Annotated in this window: 28 protein-coding genes, 1 other RNA gene and 1 riboswitch; of the genes, 10 read left to right on the top strand and 19 right to left on the bottom strand. The window is 74.3% G+C overall.

What is annotated here, in order from left to right; genetic code table 11:
• Window positions 1-41: 41 nt before the first annotated feature.
• From BM165_RS11730 to BM165_RS11720, 3 genes are all read right to left on the bottom strand, one after another.
• A complete protein-coding gene (locus tag BM165_RS11730) occupies window positions 42-686 on the bottom strand; it encodes an SIMPL domain-containing protein (protein ID WP_075013723.1) in 645 nt (214 codons plus the stop codon).
• Window positions 683-1,180, bottom strand: coding sequence for a hypothetical protein (locus BM165_RS24765; protein WP_075013722.1), 498 nt, complete (start codon window positions 1,178-1,180; stop codon window positions 683-685). Before BM165_RS24765 ends, BM165_RS11730 begins: the two co-directional genes overlap by 4 nt.
• Window positions 1,181-1,396: 216 nt before the next feature.
• Window positions 1,397-1,879, bottom strand: coding sequence for an Lrp/AsnC family transcriptional regulator (locus tag BM165_RS11720; RefSeq protein WP_075013721.1), 483 nt, complete (start codon window positions 1,877-1,879; stop codon window positions 1,397-1,399).
• 71 nt (window positions 1,880-1,950) lie between these two features.
• On the opposite strand from BM165_RS11720, the gene BM165_RS11715 reads away from it, so the two are divergent.
• Window positions 1,951-2,868, top strand: a complete 918-nt coding sequence (locus BM165_RS11715; protein WP_075013720.1) for an EamA family transporter — start codon at window positions 1,951-1,953, stop codon at window positions 2,866-2,868.
• Between the two features lie 6 nt (window positions 2,869-2,874).
• On the opposite strand, the gene BM165_RS11710 is transcribed toward BM165_RS11715, so the two are convergent.
• Both BM165_RS11710 and BM165_RS11705 read right to left on the bottom strand, forming a co-directional pair.
• Window positions 2,875-4,347 (bottom strand): protein adenylyltransferase SelO, encoded by a 1,473-nt coding sequence (locus BM165_RS11710; protein WP_075013876.1) that lies wholly within the window; start codon window positions 4,345-4,347, stop codon window positions 2,875-2,877.
• Between the two features lie 26 nt (window positions 4,348-4,373).
• Window positions 4,374-4,751 carry a hypothetical protein gene (locus tag BM165_RS11705; protein WP_143108136.1) on the bottom strand — a complete coding sequence of 126 codons (378 nt, stop codon included), beginning with the start codon at window positions 4,749-4,751 and terminating at the stop codon, window positions 4,374-4,376.
• A gap of 146 nt (window positions 4,752-4,897) precedes the next feature.
• Between BM165_RS11705 and BM165_RS11700 the strand changes: the two genes are divergently transcribed.
• Complete coding sequence (locus BM165_RS11700) at window positions 4,898-6,352, top strand: amino acid permease (protein ID WP_075013718.1); 1,455 nt, start codon at window positions 4,898-4,900, stop codon at window positions 6,350-6,352.
• 5 nt (window positions 6,353-6,357) lie between these two features.
• Here the strand turns inward: BM165_RS11700 and BM165_RS23855 are convergent, their stop codons facing one another.
• Genes BM165_RS23855 through BM165_RS11685 form a run of 3 tightly spaced genes read right to left on the bottom strand, consistent with a single transcriptional unit; the run spans window position 6,358 to window position 8,925 of the window.
• A complete protein-coding gene (locus BM165_RS23855; RefSeq protein WP_083427273.1) occupies window positions 6,358-6,990 on the bottom strand; it encodes a hypothetical protein in 633 nt (210 codons plus the stop codon).
• Between the two features lie 50 nt (window positions 6,991-7,040).
• Window positions 7,041-8,078 (bottom strand): lysophospholipid acyltransferase family protein, encoded by a 1,038-nt coding sequence (locus BM165_RS11690; RefSeq protein WP_083427272.1) that lies wholly within the window; start codon window positions 8,076-8,078, stop codon window positions 7,041-7,043.
• A gap of 1 nt (window position 8,079) precedes the next feature.
• A complete protein-coding gene (locus tag BM165_RS11685; protein ID WP_075013716.1) occupies window positions 8,080-8,925 on the bottom strand; it encodes a patatin-like phospholipase family protein in 846 nt (281 codons plus the stop codon).
• Window positions 8,926-8,985: 60 nt separating this feature from the next.
• Between BM165_RS11685 and BM165_RS11680 the strand changes: the two genes are divergently transcribed.
• Window positions 8,986-9,225 carry a hypothetical protein gene (locus BM165_RS11680; RefSeq protein WP_075013715.1) on the top strand — a complete coding sequence of 80 codons (240 nt, stop codon included), beginning with the start codon at window positions 8,986-8,988 and terminating at the stop codon, window positions 9,223-9,225.
• Window positions 9,226-9,281: 56 nt separating this feature from the next.
• Here the strand turns inward: BM165_RS11680 and BM165_RS11675 are convergent, their stop codons facing one another.
• The gene (locus BM165_RS11675; RefSeq protein ID WP_075013714.1) at window positions 9,282-9,986 is read right to left on the bottom strand and encodes a VOC family protein; all 705 of its coding nucleotides are present in this window, start codon (window positions 9,984-9,986) and stop codon (window positions 9,282-9,284) included.
• Window positions 9,987-10,066: 80 nt separating this feature from the next.
• Entirely contained in the window at window positions 10,067-10,696 is a 630-nt protein-coding gene (locus tag BM165_RS11670; protein ID WP_244274176.1) for a LysE/ArgO family amino acid transporter, read from the bottom strand.
• Between the two features lie 72 nt (window positions 10,697-10,768).
• On the opposite strand from BM165_RS11670, the gene BM165_RS11665 reads away from it, so the two are divergent.
• The 4 genes from BM165_RS11665 (at window position 10,769) to BM165_RS24755 (ending at window position 13,371) form a co-directional block, all read left to right on the top strand.
• Window positions 10,769-11,653, top strand: a complete 885-nt coding sequence (locus BM165_RS11665; protein ID WP_075013712.1) for a LysR family transcriptional regulator ArgP — start codon at window positions 10,769-10,771, stop codon at window positions 11,651-11,653.
• Window positions 11,654-11,764: 111 nt separating this feature from the next.
• Entirely contained in the window at window positions 11,765-12,787 is a 1,023-nt protein-coding gene (locus tag BM165_RS11660) for a zinc-dependent alcohol dehydrogenase family protein (protein ID WP_075013711.1), read from the top strand.
• 306 nt (window positions 12,788-13,093) lie between these two features.
• On the top strand, window positions 13,094-13,237 hold the full coding sequence (locus BM165_RS24760; RefSeq protein WP_177225173.1) for a hypothetical protein: 144 nt from the start codon (window positions 13,094-13,096) through the stop codon (window positions 13,235-13,237).
• The gene (locus BM165_RS24755; RefSeq protein ID WP_177225172.1) at window positions 13,234-13,371 is read left to right on the top strand and encodes a hypothetical protein; all 138 of its coding nucleotides are present in this window, start codon (window positions 13,234-13,236) and stop codon (window positions 13,369-13,371) included. The genes BM165_RS24760 and BM165_RS24755 overlap by 4 nt, the downstream gene beginning before the upstream one ends.
• Window positions 13,372-13,535: 164 nt before the next feature.
• Here BM165_RS24755 and BM165_RS11650 read toward each other — a convergent pair whose 3' ends face one another.
• Complete coding sequence (locus tag BM165_RS11650; RefSeq protein WP_075013709.1) at window positions 13,536-13,721, bottom strand: hypothetical protein; 186 nt, start codon at window positions 13,719-13,721, stop codon at window positions 13,536-13,538.
• Window positions 13,722-13,819: 98 nt separating this feature from the next.
• Here BM165_RS11650 and BM165_RS11645 point away from each other — a divergent pair, with 98 nt between their 5' ends.
• Both BM165_RS11645 and BM165_RS11640 read left to right on the top strand, forming a co-directional pair.
• The gene (locus tag BM165_RS11645) at window positions 13,820-14,344 is read left to right on the top strand and encodes a ferritin (protein WP_075013708.1); all 525 of its coding nucleotides are present in this window, start codon (window positions 13,820-13,822) and stop codon (window positions 14,342-14,344) included.
• Window positions 14,345-15,135: 791 nt separating this feature from the next.
• The gene (locus tag BM165_RS11640) at window positions 15,136-15,600 is read left to right on the top strand and encodes a hypothetical protein (RefSeq protein ID WP_075013707.1); all 465 of its coding nucleotides are present in this window, start codon (window positions 15,136-15,138) and stop codon (window positions 15,598-15,600) included.
• Window positions 15,601-15,791: 191 nt separating this feature from the next.
• Here the strand turns inward: BM165_RS11640 and BM165_RS11635 are convergent, their stop codons facing one another.
• The 7 genes from BM165_RS11635 to BM165_RS11605 all read right to left on the bottom strand — a co-directional run bounded on the left by BM165_RS11635 (window position 15,792) and on the right by BM165_RS11605 (window position 24,826).
• The gene (locus tag BM165_RS11635) at window positions 15,792-16,211 is read right to left on the bottom strand and encodes a hypothetical protein (RefSeq protein WP_075013706.1); all 420 of its coding nucleotides are present in this window, start codon (window positions 16,209-16,211) and stop codon (window positions 15,792-15,794) included.
• 47 nt (window positions 16,212-16,258) lie between these two features.
• Entirely contained in the window at window positions 16,259-17,281 is a 1,023-nt protein-coding gene (locus BM165_RS11630; protein ID WP_075013705.1) for an alpha/beta fold hydrolase, read from the bottom strand.
• Between the two features lie 278 nt (window positions 17,282-17,559).
• Window positions 17,560-18,240 (bottom strand): response regulator transcription factor, encoded by a 681-nt coding sequence (locus BM165_RS11625; RefSeq protein WP_075013704.1) that lies wholly within the window; start codon window positions 18,238-18,240, stop codon window positions 17,560-17,562.
• The gene (locus tag BM165_RS11620; RefSeq protein WP_143108135.1) at window positions 18,237-20,147 is read right to left on the bottom strand and encodes a sensor histidine kinase; all 1,911 of its coding nucleotides are present in this window, start codon (window positions 20,145-20,147) and stop codon (window positions 18,237-18,239) included. The genes BM165_RS11625 and BM165_RS11620 overlap by 4 nt, the downstream gene beginning before the upstream one ends.
• A gap of 255 nt (window positions 20,148-20,402) precedes the next feature.
• Window positions 20,403-21,251 (bottom strand): CPBP family intramembrane glutamic endopeptidase, encoded by an 849-nt coding sequence (locus BM165_RS11615; RefSeq protein WP_075013702.1) that lies wholly within the window; start codon window positions 21,249-21,251, stop codon window positions 20,403-20,405.
• Window positions 21,252-21,934: 683 nt separating this feature from the next.
• Window positions 21,935-22,340, bottom strand: an RNA gene (gene rnpB / locus BM165_RS11610) — RNase P RNA component class A.
• A 32-nt stretch (window positions 22,341-22,372) separates the two neighbouring features.
• Window positions 22,373-24,826, bottom strand: a complete 2,454-nt coding sequence (locus tag BM165_RS11605; RefSeq protein WP_075013701.1) for a phosphoketolase family protein — start codon at window positions 24,824-24,826, stop codon at window positions 22,373-22,375.
• Window positions 24,827-25,091: 265 nt separating this feature from the next.
• A riboswitch (cyclic di-AMP (ydaO/yuaA leader) is annotated at window positions 25,092-25,251 on the top strand.
• Between the two features lie 266 nt (window positions 25,252-25,517).
• Between BM165_RS11605 and BM165_RS24750 the strand changes: the two genes are divergently transcribed.
• Window positions 25,518-26,159 (top strand): VldE C-terminal domain-containing protein, encoded by a 642-nt coding sequence (locus BM165_RS24750; protein ID WP_177225171.1) that lies wholly within the window; start codon window positions 25,518-25,520, stop codon window positions 26,157-26,159.
• 76 nt (window positions 26,160-26,235) lie between these two features.
• Here BM165_RS24750 and BM165_RS11590 read toward each other — a convergent pair whose 3' ends face one another.
• Window positions 26,236-26,958, bottom strand: coding sequence for a PIG-L deacetylase family protein (locus BM165_RS11590; RefSeq protein WP_075013698.1), 723 nt, complete (start codon window positions 26,956-26,958; stop codon window positions 26,236-26,238).
• Window positions 26,959-26,961 lie beyond the last annotated feature (3 nt).

The raw sequence follows: 26,961 nt of genomic DNA, 5'->3' as shown, positions 1-26,961 counted from the left end.
CGGGGGCCGGCGCCGACCCGTCCGATCATGGCACGGGACGGTCAGTTCTCCAGGACGTAGGTGGCCTCCACGACGGCGGACACGGTCACGTCCCGCGGGTCCAGGTGCAGCTCGGGACCGCCGTCCGCCGCGCCGCGGGCCATGAGCACCGTCGACTCCGGGGCGGCGACACCCGAGGACAGGCCGGCGTCGGCCAGCTCGAGCAGCGGCCCGAGCGACCGGCCGGCGGCGTCGGCGAGGTCGGCGGCGGCCTCCCGCGCGGCATCGACGGCGGCGCGGCGCACCGCCCGGCGTGCGACGGCGGGGTCCTCGAGCTCCCACCCGACGCCGGCGATCCCCGCCCCGGCGGCGGCCACGACCCCGGCCAGCGCCTCGGCCGCCCCGGCGTCGGCCCGCACCCAGCCGCCCACGGTCGCCTCCCACCCGGCACGCCTCGACCGCCCGGCGAGCTCGTCCCACTCGGAGCGCTCGTGCACCGACACCCGCGACAGCGCGACGCGGCGCACCCCGGCCGCGCCGTCGAGCGCCGACCGGAGCGCGGCCACCACGGCGGCGGCCCGCTTGAGGGCGTCGGCGCGGCTGACGGTCGACACCTCGGCCGCCGACACCGACAGGACCGCGACGTCGGGCGGGGAGTCGGCGGTGGCCTCGCCGCGGACCCGGACGACGGCGCGGGGGGCGCTCACCCGCGGGGGCCGGCCCCGACCCGTACCGCCAGCGCCGCCTGGTAGCAGCCGTGCAGCAGGTCGAGCCGCTCGACCAGCCGGTCGACCCAGGCCGCCGACGTGCTCACCGGCGCCGGCTCCAGCATCAGCGACCAGAACAGCCGGTCCACCGCGCCGGTCCCGGCCCACCGCCGTTCCTCCGGTGACAGCGCGCTGCCGACCTCGGCCGCGAACCGCCGGGCGACCTCCAGCCGGACTCGGGCCGCCCCGGGGCCGGCGGCGACCAGGCCGATCGCCCGCCCGAGCAGCGGCAGCAGGCGAGGCCGGTCGGCGGTGGAGAGGACGTCGTTGGCGTGCCGCAGCACCGCCGCGAGCTCGGCGTCGACGCAGCCTGGGGCGTCGCTGAACGGCTCGCCGGCCAGCAGCGACGTGTACTCCAGGAAGCACGCCCCGCGCACGGGGCTGCGGTGCCGTCCCCGGCTCAGCACCGGCAACGAGTCCGGGATCCGGTCCATGGTGTGCGTCCCCCTCCGCCGGTACCGCGACCGTCCGAGCGTAGGTCCGGATGCCGCCACGGGCAGCCCCTGCGACCCCCGTCCGGGACCGAACGGATGAGGAACGTCCGGCACCATCCGGTCGTCGCGGGCCTGGGCGCGGTGCAGGCAGGCGCGGCACGAGGTCAGCGGCGAGGTGTGGCTGTCGGCGTCGGCCTGACGGACGCCCCGAGGACCTCAGCCGGGCGAGGGGTTCCGGGGCGGCACCGGGGTGGACACCACGAACGAGCTGTGCGTCTGGCCGTGGACCAGGAACTGGTCGAGGACCGCCTCCAGGGCCTCGATGCCGGGGACGTGGACCTTCAGCAGGAAGCAGTCCTCACCGGAGATGCGGTGGCACTCGCTGACCTGCGGGGTGCGGGCGGCCAGCTCGGCGATCCTGGGCAGCTGACCCGGTCCCGGCCGGATCCGCACCCAGGCGGTGACGGGCAGGCCGAGGGCGGCCGGGTCGACGTCGAGGCGGTAGCCGCGGATGACGCCGGCCTCCTCCATCCGGGCGAGCCGTTCGCGCACCGCCGGCGCGGACATCCCGACCCGCCGGCCGAGCTCGGCGGCACCGGCTCGCGGATCGGCGTCCAGCGCGGCCAGCAGGCGCACGTTGACCTCGTCGAGCAGCGATCTCCTCTCGGGAAAGCCGTTGCGCGGTCCGGGTTGCGACATCGTCGCTCTTCTCCCCTCTGCACCTTCGATCGTGCATGGTGTCCCGGTGATCCTCCTCCGAGGATGAGGACATGCCCACCGCAGCTCGCAGCCACGGCGGCCCCGCTCCGGTGGGCGCGGTCCGCCGGGTGCCGCCGCACGCCTACTTCGTCGTCAGCGCCGTCTTCCACTACCTCGGCCCGGCGCTGGCGGTGCTGCTGTTCGTCCGCATCGACGTCCTCGGTGTGGCGTGGCTGCGCATCGCCTCCGCGGCGCTCGTGTTCGCGCTCTGGCGCCGGCCGTGGCGCCTCTGGCAGCGCCTCGACCGCTCCACGCGATGGCTGCTGACGGCCTGGGCGGGCGTGCTCGCGGTGATGAACAGCGCCTTCTACCTGGCCATCGACCGGCTCCCGCTCGGCACCGTCGCCGCGATCGAGTTCCTGCCCGTCGTCCTGCTGGCCGCTCTCGCCGCCCGGACCCGGCGCAACGCCACGGCCCTCGTCGCCGCCGTGGCCGGGGTCTACCTGCTCACCGACGTGCGGCTGGTCGCCGAGCCGCTCGGCTTCGCCTTCGCGGTCGCGAACGCCGTGCTCTTCGCCCTCTACGTCGTGCTGGGGCACCGCGTCGCCCGCAGTGACCAGGTCGCCGGGATCGACGGCCTGGCGCTCTCGATGGTCATCGCCGCCGTCATCGCCCTGCCCCTCGGCATCGGGCAGGCGGCACCCGCGTTCACCGACCCGGTCGCCCTGGCCGCCGCCGTCGGCGTGGGGATCTGCTCCTCGGTCATCCCCTACGTCAGCGACCAGCTCGCCATGGCCCGCCTGCCGCGCGCCACCTACGCGGTGATGGTGTCCCTGCTCCCGGCCACCGCGACCGTCATCGGCGTCGTCGTGCTCACCCAGGTCCCGAGCGCCCCGGAGGTGGCCGGCGTCCTCCTCGTCGTCGTCGGGGTCGCGCTGCACCGGGAAGGGTCCACGCGCACCGACGAGGCGGACGCCCCAGCCGGGTGAGGGTGGTCAGGTGCCGCAGAAGGTGACGTAGGGGCCCTCCGGTCCCGGCTCGGCGTAGCGCTCCAGGCCGGGCCGCTCCTCGAACGGGCGGCTCACCACCTCGACCAGCCGCTCGACGGGGCCGGTGTCACCGGCGGTCGCGGCGGCCAGCGCCTCCTCGACGAGGTGGTTGCGCGGGACGTACACCGGGTTGACGCGGTCCATCGCGTCGGCGTCGGGACCGAGCGCCCGCCACCGTGCGAGCCACGCGTCGATCCCGGCGAGGTCGAGCACCAGGCCGCGGGCGGGCTCGGCGTCGCCGCGGGCGGCCGCGGACAGCCGGCGCGCGAAGCCGGTCAGGTCGACCCGGTGGGCCTGCAGCAGGTCGAGCAGGTCGTCGACGAGCGGGGTGGCGACGGCGTCGTCCACGTCCGCGGGCAGGCCGAGCTTGGCCCGCCAGCCGGCCGACCACGCGGCGTCGTAGGCCGGCCGGAAGCCGTGCAGCGCCTCGACGGCGAGCGCGATCGCCTGCTCCTGGTCGTCGGCGAGCAGCGGCAGCATCGCCTCGGCCAGCCGGGCGAGGTCCCACTCGGCCACCAGCGGCTGGTTGCCGTACCGGTAGCGCCCGCCCTCGTCGACGGAGCTGTACCAGGCGTTCGCGTCGTAGCCCTCCATGAACGCGCACGGCCCGTAGTCGATGGTCTCGCCGGAGATGGTCACGTTGTCGGTGTTCATGACGCCGTGCACGAAGCCGACGAGCATCCACCGCGCCACCAGCGACGCCTGCGCCGCGACGACGGCCGAGAACAGCGAGAGGTACCGGTTCTCCGCGTCCGCCGCTCCACCGTCACCCGCCCCGGCCCAGTGCCGGGCGATCGCCTCGTCGGCCAGGCGGCGGAGCAGGTCGTCGTCGCCGGTGGCCCGCGCGTACTGGAAGCTGCCCACCCGCAGGTGGCTGCTCGCCACCCGGGCGAGCACGGCGCCGGGCAGCAGGGTCTCGCGCCGGACCGGGCGGCCGGTGGCGACGACGGCGAGCGCGCGGGTGGTCGGGATGCCGAGGGCGTGCATCGCCCGGCCGACGACGTACTCGCGCAGCATCGGGCCGACGGCGGCCAGCCCGTCACCGCCGCGGGAGAAGGGCGTGCGGCCGGAGCCCTTGAGGTGCAGGTCGCGCAGCCGGCCCTCGCGGTCGACGAGCTCCCCGAGCAGCAGCGCCCGCCCGTCGCCGAGGCGGGGGTTGTAGTAGCCGAACTGGTGGCCGGCGTAGGCCTGCGCCACGGGGCGGGCGCCGTCGGGGACGGCGGTGCCGGTGAGCAGGCCGACGCCCGCGGGGCTGCGCAGCGCGTCGGGGTCGAGGCCGAGGTCGGCGGCGAGCTCCTCGTCGAGCACCAGTAGCTGCGGACGCGGCACCTCCGCGGCCTGCCACGCGACGGCCATCTCCGGCAGCGCGCGGGCGAAGCGGTCGCCCAGGGCGACGGTCAGCGGCGGTGCGGCGGTCACCTCCACCAATGTACGAGCGGAACGGCTCAGCCGCGGATCAGGTCGGCGAGGCGGCCGCGGACCTGCGCGGCCAGGGAGCGGGCCACCACGCGCACCGGCGGGCGCGGCGCGGCCAGCCGTGACTCGACGGCGGCCAGCCGGGTCTCCAGGGCGACGACGTCGGCGTCGCGGAGAGGCACCGGCGGGGGCGGCGGGACGAGGCGGGCGAGGCCCTCCGACAGCGCGGCCACCAGGCCCGATACCTCGTCGGGACGCAGCTTGACGGTGCCGACGCAGACGTCGTCACGCCAGACGCTCAGGTTGAGCAGGCCGTGCTCGGGGTGGGTGGAGACGCGGACGGCGCGCGTGTGGTCGCGCGCGTCCCACACCCACCGGCCCGGCTTCGGCAGTGCGATCACCGTCATCGCCCCATGATCGGCTCCCCGGGCGCGGACGGCCAGCAGGCGCGGCGCGCCGTCACCCACGCCGGTCACACCCGGCTGACCCTGCGGGATCGGTCCGGGGCGAGGAGTCTCGGGCACCACGCGGGGCCGGTGGCGGGAGGGGACCCATGAGCACTCCGACGAGCCGGTCGGTCTGGCGGCGCATGCCGATCGACCGGATGGACGACGTCGAGGAGGCCAGCGCCGGCGGGAAGCTGGCCAAGAGCCTGGGGCTCTGGCAGCTCACCGCCATCGGCGTCGGCGGGATCATCGGCGTCGGGATCTTCTCCCTCGCCGGGCTGGTGGCCGCCGGCGACGCGGACAACGAGGGCGTCGGCCCCGCGGTGCTCATCGCCTTCCTGATCGCGGGGCTGGCCTCGGCGGCCGCGGCGCTGTCCTACGCCGAGTTCGCGGGCATGATCCCGCGCGCCGGGTCGGCCTACACCTACGGATACGTGGCCCTCGGCGAGGTCATCGGCTGGTTCATCGGCTGGGACCTGCTGCTGGAGTACATCGCCATCGTCGCGGTGGTGGCGATCGGCATCTCCGGCTACCTCGGGGAACTGCTCGACAACCTCGGGGCCACCCTGCCGACGTCGCTCACCGCGTCGGCCGAGGAGGGCGGCGTCGTCAACGTGCCCGCCGTCCTCATCTGCCTGCTGGTCACCTTCATCCTCAGCCGCGGCACGAAGACCTTCGGCCGCTTCGAGCTGATCGCCGTCGGCGTCAAGATCCTGCTGATCCTCGGCATCATCGGGCTCGGCGTGTTCTACATCGAGAGCGGCAACTACGACCCGTTCCTGCCCTCGGGCTTCGGCCCGGTGCTCACCGGCGCGGCCACCGTCTTCTTCGCGGTCTTCGGCTACGACGCGATGAGCACCGCCGCCGAGGAGGCCGAGGACGGCAAGCGGCACATGCCCAAGGCGATCATCCTGTCGCTGGTCATCGCGATGCTGCTGTACGTGGCCGCCACCCTGGTGCTCACCGGGATGCAGGACTACCGGGAGATCGACCCGACCGCCGGCTTCGCGTCCGCCTTCGAGGGCGTGGGCCTGTCGGTGGTCGCCAGCATCATCTCCGTCTTCGCGGTGCTGTCGATCCTGACGGTCATGCTGACCTTCCTGCTCGGCGTCACCCGCGTCTGGTTCTCGATGAGCCGCGACGGGCTGCTGCCGCCGTGGTTCGCGAAGGTCGACCGCAACGGCACCCCGCAGCGGGTCACCTGGATCGCCGGCATCGGCTCGGCCGTGCTCGCCGGCGTCTTCCCGATCAGGGCGGTGGCCGACCTGACCAACATCGGCATCCTGTCGGCGTTCGTCGTCGTCTGCGTCGCCGTCATCCTGTTCCGCTACACCCGGCCCGACGCGCCCCGCACCTTCCGGCTGCCGCTCATGCCGTTCGTGCCGGCGTTCGGGGTGCTGGCGTCGCTGTTCCTCATCTGGCAGCTGCCGTGGGAGACGTGGGCGCGCTTCGGGGTCTGGCTGCTGATCGGCCTCGTCCTCTACTTCGCCTACGGCCGGAAGCACTCGCTGCTCAACCCGGACAGCCCGCACCACCGCCGCGCGCCGACCGCCCGCGGCTGACCGGCTCAGGGGCGCAGCGCCTGGCTCTCCCGGTAGGACTGGTCGCGGACGGCGCGGAAGAGCGCGACCTGCTGCAGGTCGTCGGCGCCCAGGGTCGGCCGGAACCGGAGCTCCTCCGACACCGCGCCCGACAGCACCGGGCCCAGGGTCAGCCGTCCCCAGCGCGTCCAGGAGCCGGTGAGCGACGCGGCGAGCAGCTCCCAGCTGGTGCCCGTGCCCTCGTCGCGGGCGCCCAGGAGGAGCAGCCGCCCGCTGCCGGTGCGGTAGGGCAGCACGGAGGAGAACGTCCGGCCCAGCGGCTCGGGGAGGAACAGGTGGCGCAGCACCGGCGGGCCGCCGGCGGTGTTGACGAGCACGTCGAGCGGCCCTCCGTCGCGGCCCCGGCCCTCGAAGCGGACGGCGAGGCCGACGATGTCGGGCAGCGGCGCGGGCAGCCCCACGCCGCGGGAGAGGCGGACGACGACGTCGTGCCGGCCCGCCTCGTCGAGCACCCGGGCGCCGAACCGCCCGCCGCCGTCGGTCTCGGCGGTGCCGGTGTACGCGTCGCCGCGGGGGTGGAAGACCCGCGCCCCGCGCAGCGCCGTCCCCAGGGCGAGCGCGGAGGCGGTGACGGTGCGGGGGATCGCGAGCAGGTCCATGGCGCCCGCCTACCCGGCCGGGCGTCCCGGTAGCCGCATCGTGACCGGCGCTACGCGGCGGGGCGCTCGGCGGCCGAGGTGGTGGTGATCCAGTCGTCGATCGTGGCCCACCAGCGGTAGAGCCAGTCGGTCAGCTCGGCCTCGCCGCGCGGCACCTCCTCCGCCGGGACGAACCACCAGCGCAGGTGCAGCGTCTTGTCCATCGGCAGGCTCCGCCACAGGTCGCCGACCGTGTTCAGGTGGTCGAGGCCGGTGTGGGCGACGAAGACGACGTCGGCGTGCGGGGCCGCGCGCAGCGCCGCGGTGACCCCGGCCGGGCGCGGGGGCAGCACGTGCCGCAGCGCCTCGGCGGAGCGGACCGCGGCGGTCAGCCCGCGGTCGCGCAGCCGCTGGATGGCCCGCAGCCGCCGCTGCGGGGTGAAGTTCGCGCCCTCCGGGAAGACCAGCAGCGCGTCCTCCTCCCCCAGGCCGCGGGCGAGGTCGGCGATGGCCTCGGTGGTGACGTCCCCGAGTCCGGGGGCCGACGCGACGAAGTGGTTGGGCAGCCGGTTGAGGTAGACGTCGATCAGCGGGTCGAGCTGCAGCAGGTCCTTGAGCACGATGCGCGGCTGGCGCAGGTGGTCGCGGTTCATCAGCGTCTGCACGAGCAGGAACGAGTCGCCCGGGCCGGCGTGGCGGGAGAGCACGACCATCGCGTTGGTCGAGCCGGGGACGCCGTCGTCGAGCGGGGACCAGGACTCCCCGTCGGTGACCAGCCGCAGCGCGAACAGCCGCTGCGCCACCCGCATGAGGGTGTCGAGCACCAGGCGCAGCACGGTGTAGTGCGCCGCCCGGATGCGCGGCGCGTGCAGCCGGCGGCCGAAGCCCGCGGCCACCCACAGCACCGCCGCGGCGGCCAGCCCGGCGACCTCCAGCGCCAGGTAGACCAGCGCGAAGGCCAGCAGCCGCAGCGCGCGCAGCCGGCCGGGCAGGAACAGCGAGACGACCAGGGAGACGACGGCGAGCGCGGGCAGCAGGACGACGCCGAGGACGAGGGCGCCGAGCAGCAGCGGGCCGGTGACGCGGCGGACGGGGCGGGGTGGCAGCACGTCAGGCACCTCCGGCGATCCGGTCGAGGTGGTCGCGGGTGGCGGCGGCGGCCTGCTCGATCCGCGCGGGCACGCTCCCGAAGTCGCGGTAGCGCAGGTTCGCCGTCCCGGGCGGGGCGGCGTCCCCGGCGGGCAGCACGTGCACGGTGACCCCGGGCGGTGTGGCGGCCAGGTCGGCGGCGAAGCGGTGCCGGCGGGCGATCTCGAAGGCGACCGTGGCGACCTCCCAGGGCCGGGCCGGTGGGCGCAGCGGCCGGTCGATCCGCCCGACGTGCAGCACGTAGACGGTGCCGGCGCCGAGGGCCACCGCCCGGCCGACCGGGATGCTGTGCACCAGCCCGCCGTCGAGGTAGTGCTCGCCGTCGATCTCGACCGGCGGCAGCAGCCCGGGGACGGCGCAGGAGGCGAGCACCGCCTCGACCAGCGGGCCCTCGGTGAACCAGTGCTCGGCGGCCCGCTCGATGCTGGCCGCGACGCACTGGAACGGGACCTGGAGGCCGGCGAAGTCCCGCACCGGTAGATGGGTGTCGAGCAGGTCGCGCAGGGGCTCGCGGGGGTGCAGGTGGGTGCGGGTGCGCACCAGGGTGCCGACGCGGGCGAACACCGACCCGGCGAAGACCCGCTGGGAGGCGAGCTCCTCCCACACCCGTCGCAGCCGGTCGACGGCGGACGGCGTCGGGTCGGCGGCGACGAGCGCGCCGTTGATCGCGCCGACCGAGGTGCCGACGACGAGGTCCGGCCGGATGCCGCGCTCGAGGAGGGCCTGCAGCATGCCGACCTCCGCCGCGCCGAGCACTCCCCCGCCACCGAGGACGAAGGCCGTGCCGCCTGCCCGGGGCGATCCCATGGCCGCATCGTGCCGCGCGGCGCCCGGCGGTGGCAGGCCGGGCCCGGTTAGCGTGGCGTCGTGGCCGCCGCATCCTTCCGCCCGCCGTGGTTCGGCAACCGCGGCGTGCAGGGCCTCGCCGGCGTGGCCCTCGCCTACAACCTGGTGCAGATCGTGCTGCAGCTCCTCGACGGCGACTGGGGCGCGGCGTTCCTCTCCTTCGCCTGGAGCGTGCTGTTCGGCTACGTGCTGGTGGAGTCGCTGCGCTTCCGCCGCGAGCAGGACGCCGCCTCCGACGGGCAGCTGCCCCCCGGCGACTGACCGGGCCGCGGGGTCGGACGGCGTCACCCGTGCGCGGCCGGCGGCCGGAGGTGCGGTCAGGCGCGCGGCAGCAGCCGGAACTCGTTGCCGTCGGGGTCGGTCATCTCCACCGGGCCGCCCGCGCCCTCGAGCCGGGTCGCCCCGAGGGAGACGAGGCGCTCGACCTCCGCCCGCTGGTCCGCGCCGGCCTGCGGGGCGACGTCGAGGCGGAGGCGGTTCCGTCCCCTCTTCGGCTCGACGGGAGGGCCTCCCCAGGTGATCTTGGGGCCGCCGTGCGGTGAGCGGATCGCCGTCTCCTGGTCCTGGTCCCACACCAGCGGCCAGCCCAGCGCCCCGCTCCAGAAGTAGCCGACCGCCTGCGACCCGTCGCACGCGAGCGCCCCGACGCGGCCGCAGTCGGCGAGGAAGGCGTTGCCGGGTTCGATGACGCAGAACTCGTTGCCCTCGGGGTCGGCGAGCACCACGTGCTCCTCCTCTGTGAGCTGACCGACGTCGAGGTGCCGGGCACCGAGGTCGAGCGCCCGTGCGACCGTCCGCCGCTGGTCCTCCAGCGAGGTGCTCGTGAGGTCGAGATGGGCCCGGTTCAGCCCGGTCCTCGGCTCCTCGGTCGGGAGGAACCGGAAGGCGAAGCCGGTGTCGTCGTCGGGCAGGAGCGTGGTGCCGTCGTCGGCCGTCGCCCAGCCGAGGAGGCCGGCCCAGAAGCGCGCGAGTCGCTGCGGCTCGGTCGCGTCCCAGCCGAGCGCGACGAGGTCGCAGGGCATCCGCGCGGCACCTCCGATCCGGGCTCGGGAGGACGGCGACGCTAGGGCCCCGCGCGAGGACCGCGCAACGCGGTATCGGCTCAGGCGGCCAGGCCGCGGAGCACCAGCGAGACGGCGAGGGCCGTCATGACGGCGGCGATGACGCCGTCGAGGATGCGCCAGGCCGCCGGCCGCGCGAACACCGGGCGCAGCAGGCGGGCGCCGTAGCCGAGGCCGGTGAACCACAGCAGGCTGCCCAGGCCGGCGCCGGCGGCGAACTGCCAGCGGTGCTCGCCGTAGGTGGAGGCCATGGAGCCGAGCAGCACCACCGTGTCGAGGTACACGTGCGGGTTGAGCCAGGTCAGCGCCAGGCAGGTGCCGACGGTGGCCGCCAGGCCGGCGCGCGCACCCGCGGCGTCGGACAGCAGCGCGCCCGGGCGCAGTGCCCGCCGGGCGGCGAGCAGGCCGTAGCCGAGCAGGAAGGCCGCCCCGGCGAAGCAGACCACCGGGACGAGCCACGGCTGCCGCTCCAGGGCGGCGCCGGCGCCGAGGACGCCGGCCAGGATCAGCGCGAGGTCGGAGAGGGCGCACACCGCCACGACGGCGGCCACGTGCTCGAGACGCAGTCCCTGCCGCAGGACGAAGGCGTTCTGGGCGCCGATGGCCACGATGAGCCCGAGGCCCAGGGCGAGCCCGGAGGCGACGGCGAGCAGGCCGGGGGTGTCCACCACGCCATCGACGCTAGGAAGCGACGGACCACCGGTCCAGCTCATGTTTCTTGTGCGTCATTAGCATCGCTGTCCGTGGAGCTCGACCTGGCGCAGCTGCGCGCGCTCGACGCGACCGTCCGCGGCGGCACCCTGGAGGCCGCCGCCCGGGCGTTGCACGTCACCCCCTCGGCGATCAGCCAGCGGCTGCGGGCACTGGAGATCGCGGCCGGCCGGATCCTGCTGGTGCGGACCAAGCCGGTGCAGGTGACCGGGTCGGGGCAGGCGGTGCTGCGGCTGGCGCGGCAGGTCGACCTGCTCACCGCCGACGTCGCCCGCGAGCTCGGCGACGACACGGCGCCCGGCGCGGTGCCCACGCTGCCCATCGCGGTCAACGCCGACTCGATGGCCACCTGGGTGCTCCCCGCGTTGGCGCCCCTGGCCGGAGAGGTCTGCGTGGACCTGCACCGCGAGGACCAGGAGCACACCAGTGCCCTGCTGCGTACCGGCACGGTGATGGCGGCGGTGACCTCCGACGCCGACCCGGTGCCCGGCTGCACCTCCACCCGGCTCGGCGGCATGCGCTACCGGCCGAAGGCGACGCCCGACGTCGCGCGGCGCTGGTTCCCCGACGGCCCCACGCCCGAGGCGCTCGCCCGCGCCCCCGTGGTCGTCTTCGATCGCAAGGACGACCTGCAGCACCGCTGGCTGCACGCCCGGGCGGGGACCGGCGTCGTCCCGCCGCAGCACCTCGTGCCCGCGTCGGCCGACTACGTCAGCGCCGTCGCCCTCGGGTTCGGCTGGGGCATGGTGCCCGACCTGCAGGCACGCGACGTGGGCGTGGAACTGGTGGAGCTCGACCCGGACGGCGCGGTCGACGTCCCCCTGTACTGGCAGCAGTGGCGGCTGCGCTCGGCCACCCTCGACCGGGTGCGCGAGGCGGTGCTGGCCGCGGCCGCCCGCGAGCTGGACCGGGCCTGACGGCGGATCCCCGCAGCCGGTGGCCCGGGCGCCGCACGACCCACCTCGCGGACCGCCTGTCACAGCGGTTGGCTGGAGGCGACCGCCCGCCGATCCTCCGAGAGGTCCCCCGTGCGCGTAGCCGTTCTCCACGCCCCCCGTGACGTCCGGGTCGAGGACCGCCCCCGGCCGACGGTCGAGGCGCCCACCGACGCCGTCGTCCGGCTGGCCGCCACCTGTGTCTGCGGATCGGACCTGTGGCCCTACCGCGGCGTCGAGGCCGTGGACGGTCCCAGCCCGATGGGGCACGAGTACGCCGGCGTCGTCGAGGAGGTGGGCAGCGAGGTCACCACCGTGCGGCCCGGCGACTTCGTCGTCGGCTCGTTCTCCGCCTCCGACAACACCTGCGACATCTGCCGCGTCGGCTACCAGACGCACTGCGTGGACCGGCAGCCCGGCGCCGCCACCGGCGCGCAGGCCGAGTACACCCGCGTCCCCCTGGCCGACGGCACGCTCGTCACCACGCCGGGCATGCCCGACGACGACCTGGTGCCGAGCCTGCTGGCCGCCTCGGACGTGCTCGGCACCGGCTGGTTCGGCGCCGTCGCCGCCGAGGTGGGCCCCGGCAAGACCGTCGCGGTCGTCGGTGACGGCGCCGTCGGCCTGCTCGGCGTGCTGGCCGCCCGGCGGCTCGGCGCCGAGCGGGTGATCGCCATGAGCCGCCACGAGCCCCGGCAGCGGCTGGCCCGGGAGTTCGGCGCCACCGACGTCGTGACCGAGCGCGGCGACGAGGGCGTGGCCCGCATCAGGGACATGACCGACGGGCTGGGCGCGCACTCGGTCATCGAGGCCGTGGGCACGCAGGAGTCGATGATGCAGGCCATCCGCGCCACCCGGGCCGGCGGGCACGTGGGGTACGTCGGCGTCAGCCACGACGTGTCGCTGCCCGGCGAGGAGCTGTTCTTCTCCGGCGTCCACCTGCACGGCGGGCCGGCTCCGGTGCGCCGCTTCCTCCCCGAGCTGATCGAGCTGATCACCAACCGGGAGATCGACCCGGGCCGCGTCTTCGACCTGGAGCTCCCCCTCGACCAGGCCGCCGAGGGCTACGCGGCCATGGACGAGCGCCGCGCGATCAAGACGCTCCTGCGGCTCTGAGGGGACGGCCGGGGCCTGCAGCGCCGGCGTCAGGCCGGTCGTCCCTCCTCCGACGGACCACGACGACGACCGCGACCTCGAGCACGACCAAGAGCAGGAAGACGCCGGCCGCCGCGGCCCAGGCGCCGTCGAGACCAGGGGCGTGCACACGACGAGGGTCACGACGGTGAGGACCACGTGCAGGCCGGTCAGTCACCCGGGGTCCGCCGCCCGCTCCCCCACGGACCGGAACGTACGGGTCCCCTTTGCCGGACCGGCAACGACCTGTCCGCCGGCCGGGACCACGTCGGCTTCGCGGCGCTGCACGTGCACCCGTTCGTCGTCGCCGCACTGCTGCCCGATGCCACCGTGCTGTGGGCGGGCGTCTGGTACTCGTCGGGCCTCGCCGGGACCGTGGCGGTGGTGTGCGTGCCGCTCCACCTGGCCGGCCCCTCGCCGGGGCCATCGTGACCGTCGGCGTCATCGCGGCCCCGCTGGTCGCCGCACCCGCCGGACTGACCGGGTTGGGCCCGGCCCTCGTCCTCGAGCTCGTGGCCGCGCACGCCGTCCGGGAGGAGCCCTACCGTCCGGCCGTTCCTGCCTGACCCGCCCGGGCATCACCTCGCGGACCGGGGTGTGCCGACCGGCCCCGGGGTGGGCAGCGCCCGGTCGCCCGGCTTTCGGACGGCGCCCCTCGACGGGGAGGTCGACAGGGCCGAGAAGAGCGGCAAGACGTCCTGACCGTCCGCGGATCCCGAGGTGGGACGGGTCAGGCGGCCCTGCGGGTGCTCTTGGCGAGCACCTTGTCGGCCTTGCCCACCTTGACCAGGCGGCGCTTCTTGACCGTGTAGCCCGGCGGGAGCGTCCCCTCGGCGAGGGCGCGGAGCGGACACCGCTTGCAGCGCGGCCTGTCCTCGCAGCACTTCTTCTTGGGCATGCCCGCCGACTTGGCCACCCGGTGAGGCTAGCCTTCCCTTTGCGGGTGATCCACGGGCACCGGCGGGTCACCGGATAACGTCCGGTGACCGCCACCGCACACGTCCGGGAGTCCCGATGGCCGCCCCCGCCTTCGTCGAGCTGCTGAACACGCAGATCGGCAACGAATTCGCCGCGCACCAGCAGTACGTCTCCTGCGCCGTGTACTTCGACCAGCTGACCATGCCCCGGACGGCGCAGCTCTTCTTCGACCAGGCGCTCGAAGAGCGGCAGCACGCCATGATGATGGTCCGCTACCTGCTCGACTCCGACGCGCCGGTGCGCATCCCTGCCGTCGCGGCGCCGGTCAACGAGTTCCCCGACGTCGTCGCGCCGGTTGCCCTGGCGCTGGAGCAGGAGAAGCGGGTCACCGAGCAGATCGGCGCGCTGATCGGGATCGCGCGGCGGGAGAACGACTTCGCCTCCGACCAGTTCATGCAGTGGTTCATCAAGGAGCAGATCGAGGAGGTCAGCAAGATGAGCGACCTGCTCACGATCGTGAAGCGCTCCACCCACGACCTCGAGACGATCGAGGACTACGTGCTCCGGGAGGTCACGGCCGAGGCCGCCGACCCCACCGCGCCACCGGTCGCGGGGGCCTGACCCGGGGACGATGGACCACGCTGGCCCGTGCCGGGGAACGATCGAGGAACGCGTCGGTCGAGCCTCTCCGCTCCGATCGCGCTCGATGGGCGGCCGTACCACCTCGCCTCAGCCGGCCGAGGGGCGACGCGACGGGTGACGTCGCGACGTGAACTCGGTGTGCCGGCGGCTCGCCTCGTCGAGCGGTTGACAGCCGTCACGTCACAGCGGTGCGTGCAGCCTGTGGAGACGGTGCGCCGTGAGCGCCCTACAGGAACTGCGCGATGCCGTATGCCGTGCTCGGGGCACTCCGGGCGTCCGAGTTCAGGCCGCTACCCGCTGTGGGTGCGAACTCCGTCCTGCTGAGGTCCGCCGCAGTGCCCGTGTCGCTCGCGGCAAGGACCTTGAACGTCGCCCCCCTGAGAGCCGACGGCCAGGGCCGCGAGAGCGCCGGCGACAGCCAGGATGCGCACCGGTCGCGCCGTCGACCTCACGGCGGCCCTCCCCGACGGCGGGGGCTGCGATGTCTACTCCGGTCACCTGCCCGGCTCAACGGCCACCGCGGTGTCGAGACGTCGCGTGTCCGACTGGTCACCGGAGACTCGGCTGCCGGGTGGGCCTCCGGCACGGATCACCTCGTCGTGCGTCATGACCGGCGGCAGCGGATGCGGACTCCGCACCCTCGGACTGCCCGGACACCGACAGGGTCCGACGGCACTGCCCCTCCCGGAGCCGCCGGCCGAGAGTCGGACGACATCCGGTCGAACCGGCCGGCCCGAGCCCGAGGGGACCCGATGCCCACACGACGCACCGTGCGCACCGCAGCGTATGGAGCCACCCTGCTCGCGGCCGCGGCCGTGCTGCAAGGAGCCACGGCCAGCGCCGACCCGGGCGGCGACCACCGAGACGACGACCTCACCCTCACCTTCCACGTCGTCACGAGTCCCTTCTCCTACACCGACCTGGGCGCACCGGGACCCTCCGCCGCGGACGTGATCGTCTTCAACGACGTGCTCGAGCAGGACGGTCGCCACGTCGGCCACGAGGTCGGCAGCTGCGTCGTCGTCGACCCGTCCGGGCTGTCGAACTGCACCGCAGTGGTCACCCTGGACGGGCAGGGCACGATCGCCTATGCGTTCGAGAACGCGCCGCCGCCGGAGAAGACCGTGGCCATCACCGGTGGTTCAGGCGACTTCCGGACCGTCCGAGGTGACGGGACCTTCCTGGAGAGCGGCGAGGGCACCGGGACGCTGACCCTGCGACTGCACCTGCGCTGACGCCGCGACGCACGGTTCGCAGCTGCGCCGCCACCGTTGACGGTGGCAGCCACGTGCTGCACCGCGCCCTGTACCACCACGGTCAGGCTCCTCGGCCCGGCTCTCCGAACGCGTGCTGGAGCCCCCTGAGGGCGGGGCGGGCCGACGACTGCGGGGGATGACCCGCTCGTGTCGGATTCGCGAGCGTCCTGTCATGGCTCGCCGTCTGTCTCCGGGTCGTCCCGGCCGATGACCTGGAACCGGACCCACACCACCGGTGCAGTGCCGTCCACGGGGTGGCCCGCGGCCGACCACTCCTGGCGTCGGGTCTGCGCCCATGCGGTGTGACCGTCGGCGTCCGGGTCGTCTGCTCGACGCAGAGCCTCCTCGAGGCCGTCCAGGGCGGCGATGCCTGCCGTCTCCACGCGGAGCACGGCGACGGAGCGGCCGGCGTGGTCAACGGCCAGCAGCAGCTCCCCTGGGCGCTCGACGGGGTCCGTGCTGCCGTCCGGGTTCAGGAGCGGCCGGACGACCGCGGTCTTGCGGCCCTCGAGCACGTGGTCGGTCTGGCGACGTCCCGTGGCGTCGACGCCGCTCAAGGCCACCGTCCGCAGCCCGTATCGGCGGTGCATCGGCATGTCCTCGAGCCTTCGATCGATGGGCAGACGTGCGGCCGCTCTCAGTCAGCGGTCGCGGCTGCTTCCCGGACGAGGCCGACGACCCAGTGCGGGTCTGCGTAGTGGAGGTGATGACCGCCGCTCCCCGCCGAGACGTGCTGACCCGCGCGGCTCCGGGCGGCGAGAGCGGCATGGGCATCCCGGTCCGCCTCGGTGGCGGACCTGGCCGAGACCACGGTCACCGGCAGGTCGCCCCAGGAGGGGTCCTCCTCGCGCAGGAGGTGCTCGACGGAGGCGACGGTGCCACGTAGCTCCTGCAGCGAGGCATCGATGGACCGAGGGTGGTACGCGGCCGGCAGCTGGCGGAGTAGCGCCGGGGGTGGCTGATCCCCCACGACGGCCGGGACCAGCCACTCCCCCAGCCACCGCAGGACTCCGGTTCGAGCCAGCAAGCCCTGGATACGCCGCTCGACGACCCCGGCGGGAGGCACCCCTCCGTTGCGGACGGCCTCGGCGTTGGTCGGATCGAGAAGGACCATGGCCGTCACCGCCTCGGGGTGCGCCTGCCGGAACTCGCGCGCGACGAGCACGCCGACGGAGTGGGCCACCAGGACGTACGGTTCGCGCTCGCCCGCAGCGCTCAGCAGGCCGGCGAGATCGGCGGCGGCTTGCTCGGCGGTCCAGGCACCGTTGTCGCCGCCGCGGCTCCACCCCAATCCCGCTCGGTCGTAACTGCAGACCCGCACGCCGTCGTCGAGCGAGGGCTGGACGTCGGCCCAGGTCAGGGACGGCTCGCCGAGCCCCGCCTCGAGGACCACCGTCGGAGCACCGGTCCCCGTGCAGTTCAGGTGCAGACCGTTCCCGGCGACTGTCACCAGGCGGCCGGGCAGCGGGTACCGCTCGTCATCGGACTGGGAGATCACCGCCTCGGCACCGGCGCCGGTCAGCCCGGCCCCGACCAGCAATGCGAGCACGATGGCGAGGCGGCGGCCGACCCGGCGCGGGCCGGAGCGACGGCGGGCGATCACCGGCCGTGGCGACTCGATCGTGGTGTCGCGGGCGGAGTCGGTCGAGATCTCGGGCATGACTGCTCCTGGGTCGGTGTGGAGGAGGTCTGCAGGGCGGGCGCGGGGCGGCTTCCTCCCGCCTCCGTCATCGCGCGGGATGTCGATGGCGAGGGATCGCCCCGGTCCGAGCCGGCGCCTCCCGCCGGCGACGAGCCGAGCGTGGCGCACACGACCTGTACCGGGCCTCGCCCGGAACGAGGTTCGTGACCCGACCCGGAGGACCGCTCGAGGCGCATCCCGCTACTCCGAGCGGAGTAGCTCCCCACTCCCGCCGGGGCAGTGCGTCCGGCCGCCGTTCAAGGACCCGACGGCGTCTCCAGCGCACCAGGGGTCACCAGGCCGGACTCATAGGCCAGGACCACCGCCTGGGTGCGGTCCCGCAGACGCAGCTTGTTCAGCAGGTTGGTGACGTGCGTCTTGACGGTGAGCGTGCTGAGGAACAGCGCCTCGGCGATCTCCGCGTTGCTCAGGCCTCGGGCGAGGTACCGCCAGATCTGCAGTTCTCGAGCGGTCAGCTCGCCCAACAGGGCCTGGTCGGGGTGGTGCGGCACCGGCTGCGCGGCGAAGGCCTCGATCAGCCGCCGCGTCACCGAGGGCGCCAGCAGCGCCTCCCCTCCCGCCACCGTCCGGATCGCGGCCACCAGCTCCTCGGCCGGGGTCCGCTTCAACAGGAAACCGCTCGCACCCGAACGCAACGCCTGGAACACGTACTCATCGAGTTCGAAGGTGGTCAGGATGATCACGCGCGGCGCATCGGCCGTACCGGTGATCTCGGCGGTGGCCCGCAGACCGTCCATCCGCGGCATCTGCACGTCCATCAGCACGACGTCGGGACGCAGGGCACGCACCTGGGCGACGGCGGCGCCACCGTCACCGGCCTCACCCACGACGTCCAGGTCCGGCTGGGTGTCGAGGATGAGCCGGAGGCCGGTCCGGATCAGGGTGTCGTCGTCCACGATGAGAACTCGGATCGTCACCGGTGGTCTCCTGCCGTCGGGGCGAGGGAGGGCGGTGAGGTGGGGCGGCGGGGCACCGGGATGCGGGCGTCGACACGGTGTCCGCCCCTGCCGTCGGGCCCCGCCGAGAGCTCGCCGTGGAACATCGAGACCCTCTCCTGCATGCCGGCCAGTCCCCGTCCTCCGGAGGGCAGCACCCGGTCCGGACGCGATCCGGGATCGTTGGAGACGGTCACGCTCACCGAGTCGTCGGACCGGACGACCTGGACCGTTGCACGGGCCCCCGGCGCGTGCTTCACGACGTTGGTCAGGGCCTCCTGGACGATGCGCAGGATCGCGACCTGGAGCGAACGGGGAAGGTCGCCTGTCGGGGCGGCGGCCACGTCGACGCGGGTGCCGGCCGCACGAACCCCTTGGACGACGTCGTCCAGGTCGGCGGGGCCGGGCACGATGAGGCCGTCGTCCTCAGGGTCTCCCCCGAGTGAGTGCACGACGGCGTCCAGCTCCCTCAGCGCCGTCCGCGCCGTCGTCTCGATGGACCGTAGGGCGTCCGCCACCTGCCGTTCGGACGCATCTCCCGGCGAGGCGGCCGCCAGGCGTGCTGCCCCTGCCTGGAGCACGATCAGGGACAGGGTGTGGCCGATCGAGTCGTGCAGGTCCCGTGCCATGCGGGTGCGCTCGTCGGCCACGGCGGCACGCTCGCGGAGTCGGTCCTCCTCCTCGGCCTCGGCGACGCGCCTGGCCAGGGACTCGTTGTGCTCCCGCGCGACGCGGGCCGTGTCACCCACGTACAGCGCCCCCGCGACGAGAGCGAGGAGGGGCCCGGCGAACGCGCCGAACTCCTGCGGATACACCAGCACGGTCACTGCCAGCAGCACCAGGCACGACGACACCGCCCCCAGCAGGGCCCGACGCCGGCTTCGCCCCGAAGCGACCTCGTGCAGGGCGACAGCGATGGCGAGGAGGCCGCCGCTCCCGATCGGCATGCCGACCAGCGCGAGCCCGGCCAACAGGGTGAGGAGGACACCGAGGACCGCCTCCGGGGCGCGCTGGCGCAGGAGCAGCGGCACGGCGACCACAGCCGTCGACACGGCGGGCCATGCCGGGAACGGCCAGTCCTCCAGGGGTACCGACAACTCGTCGACGAAGGTCAGGAAGGCGACACCGAGCACCGATCCGATCGAGGAGAACCGGGAAGCGGTCGGCAGCCGGCGCCCCTCCGGAACGGCGACCGGCGCCGAACCGGGATCCGCCGTCCGCTGACCCTCGAAGACGGGTCGCCGCAGGTAGCGAAGGTAGCCGTCGAGTTCGGCGAGGACCTGACGTCCCAGCTCCTCGATCGACTGCAGCTGACTCGCCGCCTCCGGCCGGCCGCGGTGCGAGCGGGAGGCTTCGACGTGCAGGACGACGGCGTCGAGCGCCTCCCCCACCAGGTCATGGAGCTCGCGGGTGATGCGCAGCCGCTCTTCCGTGGCCACCACGTGGCCGTGGAGACGGGCACGGTTCCGACGGCGGGAGAGTGCGGCCTCCATGCCGCGGCGCACCTGCGCCCGCCGGCCCGCAGCATCGCCCAGCAGCCACGCCACCAGCAGGGCAAGCGCGGTGACCGAGACGAAACGGAGGAGGCCGGGCTGCCCTCCCGCCCACGCGCTCCCCCAGCTCGTCGCGAGCACGGCGACGGGCACCACCGAGGCGGTCGGCCACCGCGTCCGCGCGACGACCGCACCGGTGGCGACCGCCTGCCCCATCATGCCGTTCGTCACCGGCAACCCGGCAGCCAGCTGGGCGGCCGTCACGCCGGCCACGACGACGAGCACGGACCCGGGGGCACGGCGCAGGAGGAGCAGCGGCAGGGTCTGACCCAGGACTCCCAGCAGGGGCCACCAGCCGTGGGCGCGGTGGGCGTCATCGAGCCCGCTGGTGCTCATCAGGAGGACCAGCACGGTGGGCGCCGCGGTCAGGGCCGCCGTACCGATCCGACCGGCGGGACGGCCCGGAACGCCGTCCTCGGGACCGGCAGCGAGGGAACGCCGATCGGGAGCACCGGTGCGCTGCACGCGCCAGAGGTTAGGGCCGCGGGCGCCACCCCGGCCCCGTCCCGAGCGCGACGTCCGCATCGTTCCAGGGCAGCAGGCCGGACCGCGCCCGCGCAGCCCGGCGGGAACGCGGTCCGGCCTCGCCGATCACAGAGCACTGGCCTCCGGCGCGCGTGCGGGCGGGACCGCCACCGGATACCCACTGGAGCCCTTTGCCGGCCGGGTGCGCACCAGCAGGACCGCGGCGAGCGCCACGTAGGTGGCGACCGGCACCACTCCGGCCTCCCCGGCGATGTATGCCATCGACGTCTCCTGGCCGTCGAGGAGGTCGGCGAGCCAGAAGATCGCGACGTTGTGCGCGGAGTGCGCGAGGACCGCCGGCCACACACTGTCCGTGCGCAGGCGCAGCCAGCCCATCAGGACACCGCCGGCCGCCACGCAGAGCAGGAACATCGGGATCACCACCGCCCGGTTGCCCGCGGGGAGGTAGAGGCTGGTCAGCAGGACGACCGGCAGGTGCCAGATGCCGTGCATCAGGCCGCTGAGCAGCATGGCCCGCCGCTCCCCCAGCGCGACCAGCCGGGGGAGCAGGTAGCCGCGCCAGCCGATCTCCTCGGTCAAGCTCACCGTGAGGGCGGCATACAGGATGTTGGTTGCGACGATCACCGGCCACGACGCCGGGCCGAACTCCCCGGGCTGGCCGACAGGGTTCCACTCGGCGATGCCGAGGGCGGCAGCAACCGCTCCCCCCAGCGAGATCACTGCCAGGGGTACCAGGACGGCCACCGGCCACAGCCGCAGCCCTAGCCGGTGCAGACCCAGCGAGGCCCATCCGGACCGTGTCCAGCCGTCACGGGTGACGACCAGCAGCATCAGCACCGCGGCGACGACCGGGGTGATCATGGCCACCGTCGTACTGCCGCCGGTCGCCGCCACCACCGTGACCATCACGACGGCCAGTGCGTAGAAGGTCGCGGCGCTGCCGAGAGCGGACATTCGAGGGAACATCGGAGTCCTTCCCTGAGGCGGGGTAAGAGCCGGCTCCGAGGGAGGCGGCGGCGCCGAGCATGTCGATGCCCGCAGGTGTGGCGCCTCGCCCGCGGCGAGGCTGTTCGACCCACTCCAGGGACCACCGGTTCCCGCACCGTCTACACCGCAGGAAGGAGGCCTCCTCCTCCTCAGGCCCCGGCTGCCGAGCGTCGTGCAGGCCTCGTCGAGCGACTGGCGAAGACGCTCGCGCCGGGCACGGTCGGCGTCGTCCACCGCATCCTGTCGGCGGTCTTCAAGGCCGCTGTCCGAGACCGCCGCACCATCGAGTCGCCCTGCACGGGGACGCGACTGCCCACGGTCCACGAGCAGCGCATCGAGCCGCTGTCGACCGAGGCGCTCCGGGCGCTCACCGACGCCGTCCCGGAGCGCTACCGGGAATTGGTCACCCTCGCCACCGGCAGGGTTCTGCGACAGGGCGAGGCCCTCGGGCTGACGGTCGACCGGACCGTACAGGCGCGGCTGGGCCACGCCTCGGCCTCCGGGACCCTCGACACCGACAGCCACCTGTGGCCGGACTACGACGACCGGACCCGGCCGCGGTGGATGCCGTGCCGGCTCCCGCGGCTGAGGAACATCCGAGGAACGGGAACCACCGCCGGACCTGAACGTGCAGGTCAGGTGGGGGACGACGGACGAGTCGGCCTGTACGCCGGGTTCTGTCCTCGGGCGCCTCGCGGCCTCCCGATGGGCGGTCATCCATCTAGGCCCGCCGTTGCCGGCGGGCTCGAGCGGTCCACCCGCAGGCTCGGGCGGGCAGCCCTCGAACGCCTGCGCAGGACGGCGACTCGCGCCGCCGTCCCTTCTCGACCTTGCTCCGGGTGGGGTTTACCGAGCCGCACCGGTCACCCGGTGCGCTGGTGGTCTCTTACACCACCGTTTCACCCTGACCAGCAGCGAACTGCTGGCGGTCTGTTCTCTGTGGCACTGTCCCGCGGGTCACCCCGGGTCGCTGTTGGCGACCACCCTGCCCTGTGGAGCCCGGACGTTCCTCGGCGACGGGGTCTCCCCCGCCGACGCGACCGCCCGGCCGACTCGTCCGTCGTGCCCGACAGTCTAGGTGACCGGACTCAGTCCTCCGGCTCGTGCAACGGCTGGTTGTCCCCGCCGACGACGACCGGCCCGGCGCCCGACCCCCACTGCCAGTTCCGCACCTCCGGCAGGTCCTCGCCGGTGGCGTGCACGTGCCGGCGGTGCTCGATGAGCTGGTTGCGCAGCCGGTCGCGCAGGTGCGCCCCGCGGGCCCGCAGCCGGGGCACCCGGTCGATGACGTCGATGGCCAGGTCGTAGCGGTCGATGCCGTTGAGCACGCACATGTCGAACGGCGTCGTCGTCGTGCCCTCCTCGACGTACCCGCGCACGTGCAGGTTCCCGTGGTTGGTGCGCCGGTAGGTCAGCCGGTGGATCAGCCACGGGTAGCCGTGGTAGGCGAAGACGACCGGCTTGTCGCTGGTGAAGTAGGAGTCGAACTCCGCGTCGGAGAGCCCGTGCGGGTGCTCCCGGTCGTCCTGCAGCCGCATCAGGTCGACGACGTTGACGAACCGGAGCCGCAGGTCGGGGAACGCGTTGCGCAGGATCTCCGCCGCCGCGAGCGCCTCCATCGTCGGCACGTCCCCGGCGCAGGCGAGGACGACGTCGGGCTCGGCACCGGCGTCGGTGCTGGCCCACTCCCAGATGCCGAGGCCCTTGGTGCAGTGCTCGACCGCCCGCGGCATGTCGAGGTACTGCAGCGCCGCCTGCTTGCCCGCCACGATCACGTTGACGTACTGCCGGCTGCGCAGGCAGTGGTCGCCCACCGACAGCAGGGTGTTGGCGTCCGGCGGCAGGTACACCCGGATGACGTCGGCCTTCTTGTTGACGACGTGGTCGATGAAGCCGGGGTCCTGGTGGGAGAAGCCGTTGTGGTCCTGGCGCCACACGTGCGAGGTGAGCAGGTAGTTCAGCGACGCTACCGGCTGCCGCCACGGGATCCCGTTCGTGGTCTTCAGCCACTTGGCGTGCTGGTTGAACATCGAGTCGACCACGTGGATGAACGCCTCGTAGCAGGAGAACAGGCCGTGCCGGCCGGTGAGGAGGTAGCCCTCCAGCCAGCCCTGGCAGAGGTGCTCGCTGAGCACCTCCATGACCCGGCCGTCGGGGGCGAGGTGGTCGTCCTCCTCCTCGCGGCGCGCCATCCAGGTGCGGTCGGTGGCCTCCAGCACGGCGCCGAGCCGGTTGGAGTTGTTCTCGTCGGGGGCGAACACCCGGAAGTTGTCGCCGTTGCGGCGCATGACGTCGCGGAGGAACTCCCCCAGCACCCGGGTGGCCTCCACCGCACCGGTGCCCGGCTCCTCCACGGGCACGGCGTAGTCGCGGAAGTCCGGCATCCGCAGCGGCTGCAGCAGGATGCCGCCGTTGGCGTGCGGGCTCGCGCTCATCCGCCGCATCCCCTGCGGGTGCAGGTCGCGGACGGCCGGCACCGGGGCGCCGTCGTCGTCGAAGAGCTCCTCGGGGCGGTAGCTGCGCAGCCACTGCTCGAGCACCTCGCGGTGGGCGTCGTCCTGCCGGGCGTCGGCGAAGGGCACCTGGTGCGAGCGCCACGAGCCCTCGACGCGGTGCCCGTCGACCTCGGCCGGGCCGGTCCACCCCTTCGGCGAGCGCAGCACGATCATCGGCCAGCGCGGCCGCTCGGTGACGCCGTCCTCCCGCGCCCGCCGCTGGATCTCCGCGATCTCGTCGAGGCAGCGGTCGAGTGCGGCGGCGAACTGCTGGTGCATGAGCTCGGGGTCGCTGCCCTCCACCACGTACGGCGTGTGCCCGTAGCCGCGCAGCAGGGCGTCGAGCTCCTCGGGCTCGATGCGGGCGAGCACCGTCGGGTTGGCGATCTTGTAGCCGTTGAGGTGCAGGATCGGCAGCACGGCGCCGTCGCGGGACGGGTCGACGAACTTGGTGGTGTGCCAGCTCGCCGCCAGCGGGCCGGTCTCGGCCTCGCCGTCGCCGACGACCGCCGCCACCACCAGGTCGGGGTTGTCGAAGGCGGCCCCGTAGGCGTGCACCAGGGCGTAGCCGAGCTCGCCGCCCTCGTGGATGGAGCCGGGCGTCTCAGGGGCGACGTGGCTGGGGATCCCGCCCGGGAAGCTGAACTGCGTGAACAGCCGCGCCATCCCCGGCCCGTCCTGCGACACGTCGGGGTAGACCTCGCTGTAGGTGCCCTCCAGCCACGCCGCTGCCACCGGCCCGGGGCCGCCGTGCCCGGGGCCCATCACGTACATGCAGTCGAGGTCGCGGGCGGTGATCGCCCGGTTGAGGTGCGCGTAGACGAAGTTCAGGCCGGGCGTGGTGCCCCAGTGGCCCAGCAGCCGCGGCTTGACGTGCTCCGAGCGCAGCGGCTCGCGCAGCAGCGGGTTGCCCATCAGGTAGATCTGCCCGACCGACAGGTAGTTGGCCGCCCGCCACCACGCGTGGATGCGCTCCAGCTCGTCGGGCGCCAACGGGCCGCTGCCCTGGGGGGCGGTGGTCTCCTCGCGCGTGTCCGTGTCGGTCACCGTCGTCCTCCCGGGGCGTGGTCGCGGTTGCCGCCCCCACCCTGTCGGACCCGGCACCGGGGTGCCCACAGGACGGAACCGTTCCCGCTGGTTTCGGGCCCAGCCGGGGCGCCGGCCGACGCCGACACGCGGTCGAGGTGAACGACACGCGGACGGTGACCAGCCAACTCGCCAAGTCCGGACTCCTCGGATTGTCACAGGACGACAACCCCTCTACGGTTTCGGCGTCCGGCCGGTCGTCACCGCCTCCACTCGGGGGGAGCCGCGCCGGATGCCGCCGAGTCGCGACCACGTCCGTGGCCGTGAGCCGGGGACCCACCGAACCACTGGGGTGAGTCCCGCCTCCGAGCCCCGCTCGGGAGCGGGTAGGGCGTCTCCCCGCCCGAACCCGTCAGCTGACCCGGTAGGCGGCCCTGGGAAGAACGGAGATCCGCAACGGGGTGCGCCGCAGGCGCCTGCCCTGGCGCGCTCGCACCCCTCCAGACACCGCCGCCGCGACCCGCCCTGCACACCCGCCGGTCGCCGCGTGGACGGGAACGGACCTCGACTGCCCTCGTGTCGGCCTGCGCTCCAGCAGTGCCCCGCGTGCGGCCCGTGTCCGACTGCCCGCCCGGCCTCGTGCCACCCCTCGATCACGACGGGACCGCTCGCTCACGGCGGCCCCGGACACTCGTCAGGAGTTCTCCTCGTCATGCCCTCGAACACCCACCGGCGCACGTTCCGCCGCACGCTCACCGCCGGCGCCCTCGCCGTCACCTTCGGCCTGGCCGGCCAGTCGGCCGCCCAGGCGCACGACCGGGACCACGACCGGGACCACGGCTGGGACCGCTGGGACCGGACCGCGGCCACGGCGGAGGCGCCCGCGCCCGCCGAGGTTCCGGCGCCGGCACCGGCCCCCGCGCCTGCACCCGCACCTGCGCCTGAGGTGCCCGCCGGGGCCGCCGCACCGGCTCCGGCCGCGGCGCTGCCGATCTCCACCGACCCCGCCGGCAAGCCGACGCCCACCTCGACCTCCTACAGCGCGTGGGCACCGCACGTCCGCCCGGTGGTGGCCGAGGTGACCCAGGCGCACGCGGTGTCCACGGTCCTCACCCGGCCGGGACACTCCCCCACCCAGGAGCTCGCCGCGGACTTCATGGTCTACGCCGACTCCGCCAAGGGGGACGCCGTCGCCCAGTTCGTGATCGACAACGCCGAGCGGTTCGGCGTCGAGTACGTCATCTGGGAGCAGCGGATCTTCATCATCGGCGGCTCCGGCTGGCGGGCGATGGAGGACCGCGGGTCGATCACCGCGAACCACTACGACCACGTGCACGTCAGCTTCAACCCCTGACTGGTCCGGGACGCGGCTCCGGGGACTCCCCGGGGCCGCGCCCTCGTCGGCCGGCGTCCTCGTCGGCCGGCCCTCGTCAGCCTGCGTAGAGCCGGAACCCCGCCAGCCGCCGCCCGGCGTCGTCGGCGGGGGTCGCCCGCTCGACCTGCCGCCGCGCCTGCTCCTCGACCGGGTCGTCCGACAGCGCCTCGAGGTAGCGGCGGTGCTCGGCGAGGGAGGCCACCGCGAGGTCGACGACGGCGGTCACGTCGACGGCGTGCGTCACCCCCACCGGGGTGGAGACGGCGGTCCAGCGCACGCCCCGCCACGGCTCCGGGTCGGCGAGCTCGGGGAAGATCCACTCGTTCGCGGCGTCGCCCACCGCGTCGAGCACCGACCGGCCCAGCGCCCGGTGGTCGGCGCTGTTCCAGTACGCGGGCGCGACCTCCGGCGGCGTCCACGTCTCGCCCCAGTGCATCGTCACCACCAGCTCCGGCCGGTGCCGGCGGATCGCCGCCGCCAGGGACCGCCGCAGGTCCAGCCCCTCGGTGAGCCGCCCGTCGGGGTGACCGAGGAACTCGACGACCGGCACCCCGACCACCGCCGCGGACGCCCGCTGCTCCCGCTCGCGCAGCGGCCCGGCGGCCTCCGGCGGCAGCCCGGCGATGCCGGCCTCCCCGCTGGTGGCCAGCACGTACCGCACGTCGCGCCCGGCGGCGGTCCACGCCGCGACGGCGGCCGCGCAGCCGTACTCGACGTCGTCGGGGTGGGCGACGACCACGAGCGCGCGCTCCCAGTCGTCGGGGAACGGCTCGGGCATGCG

Source organism: Geodermatophilus obscurus (genome assembly GCF_900115395.1).
GTDB lineage: Bacteria > Actinomycetota > Actinomycetes > Mycobacteriales > Geodermatophilaceae > Geodermatophilus > Geodermatophilus obscurus_B.
This window is presented reverse-complemented; position numbering and strand designations above follow the sequence as displayed.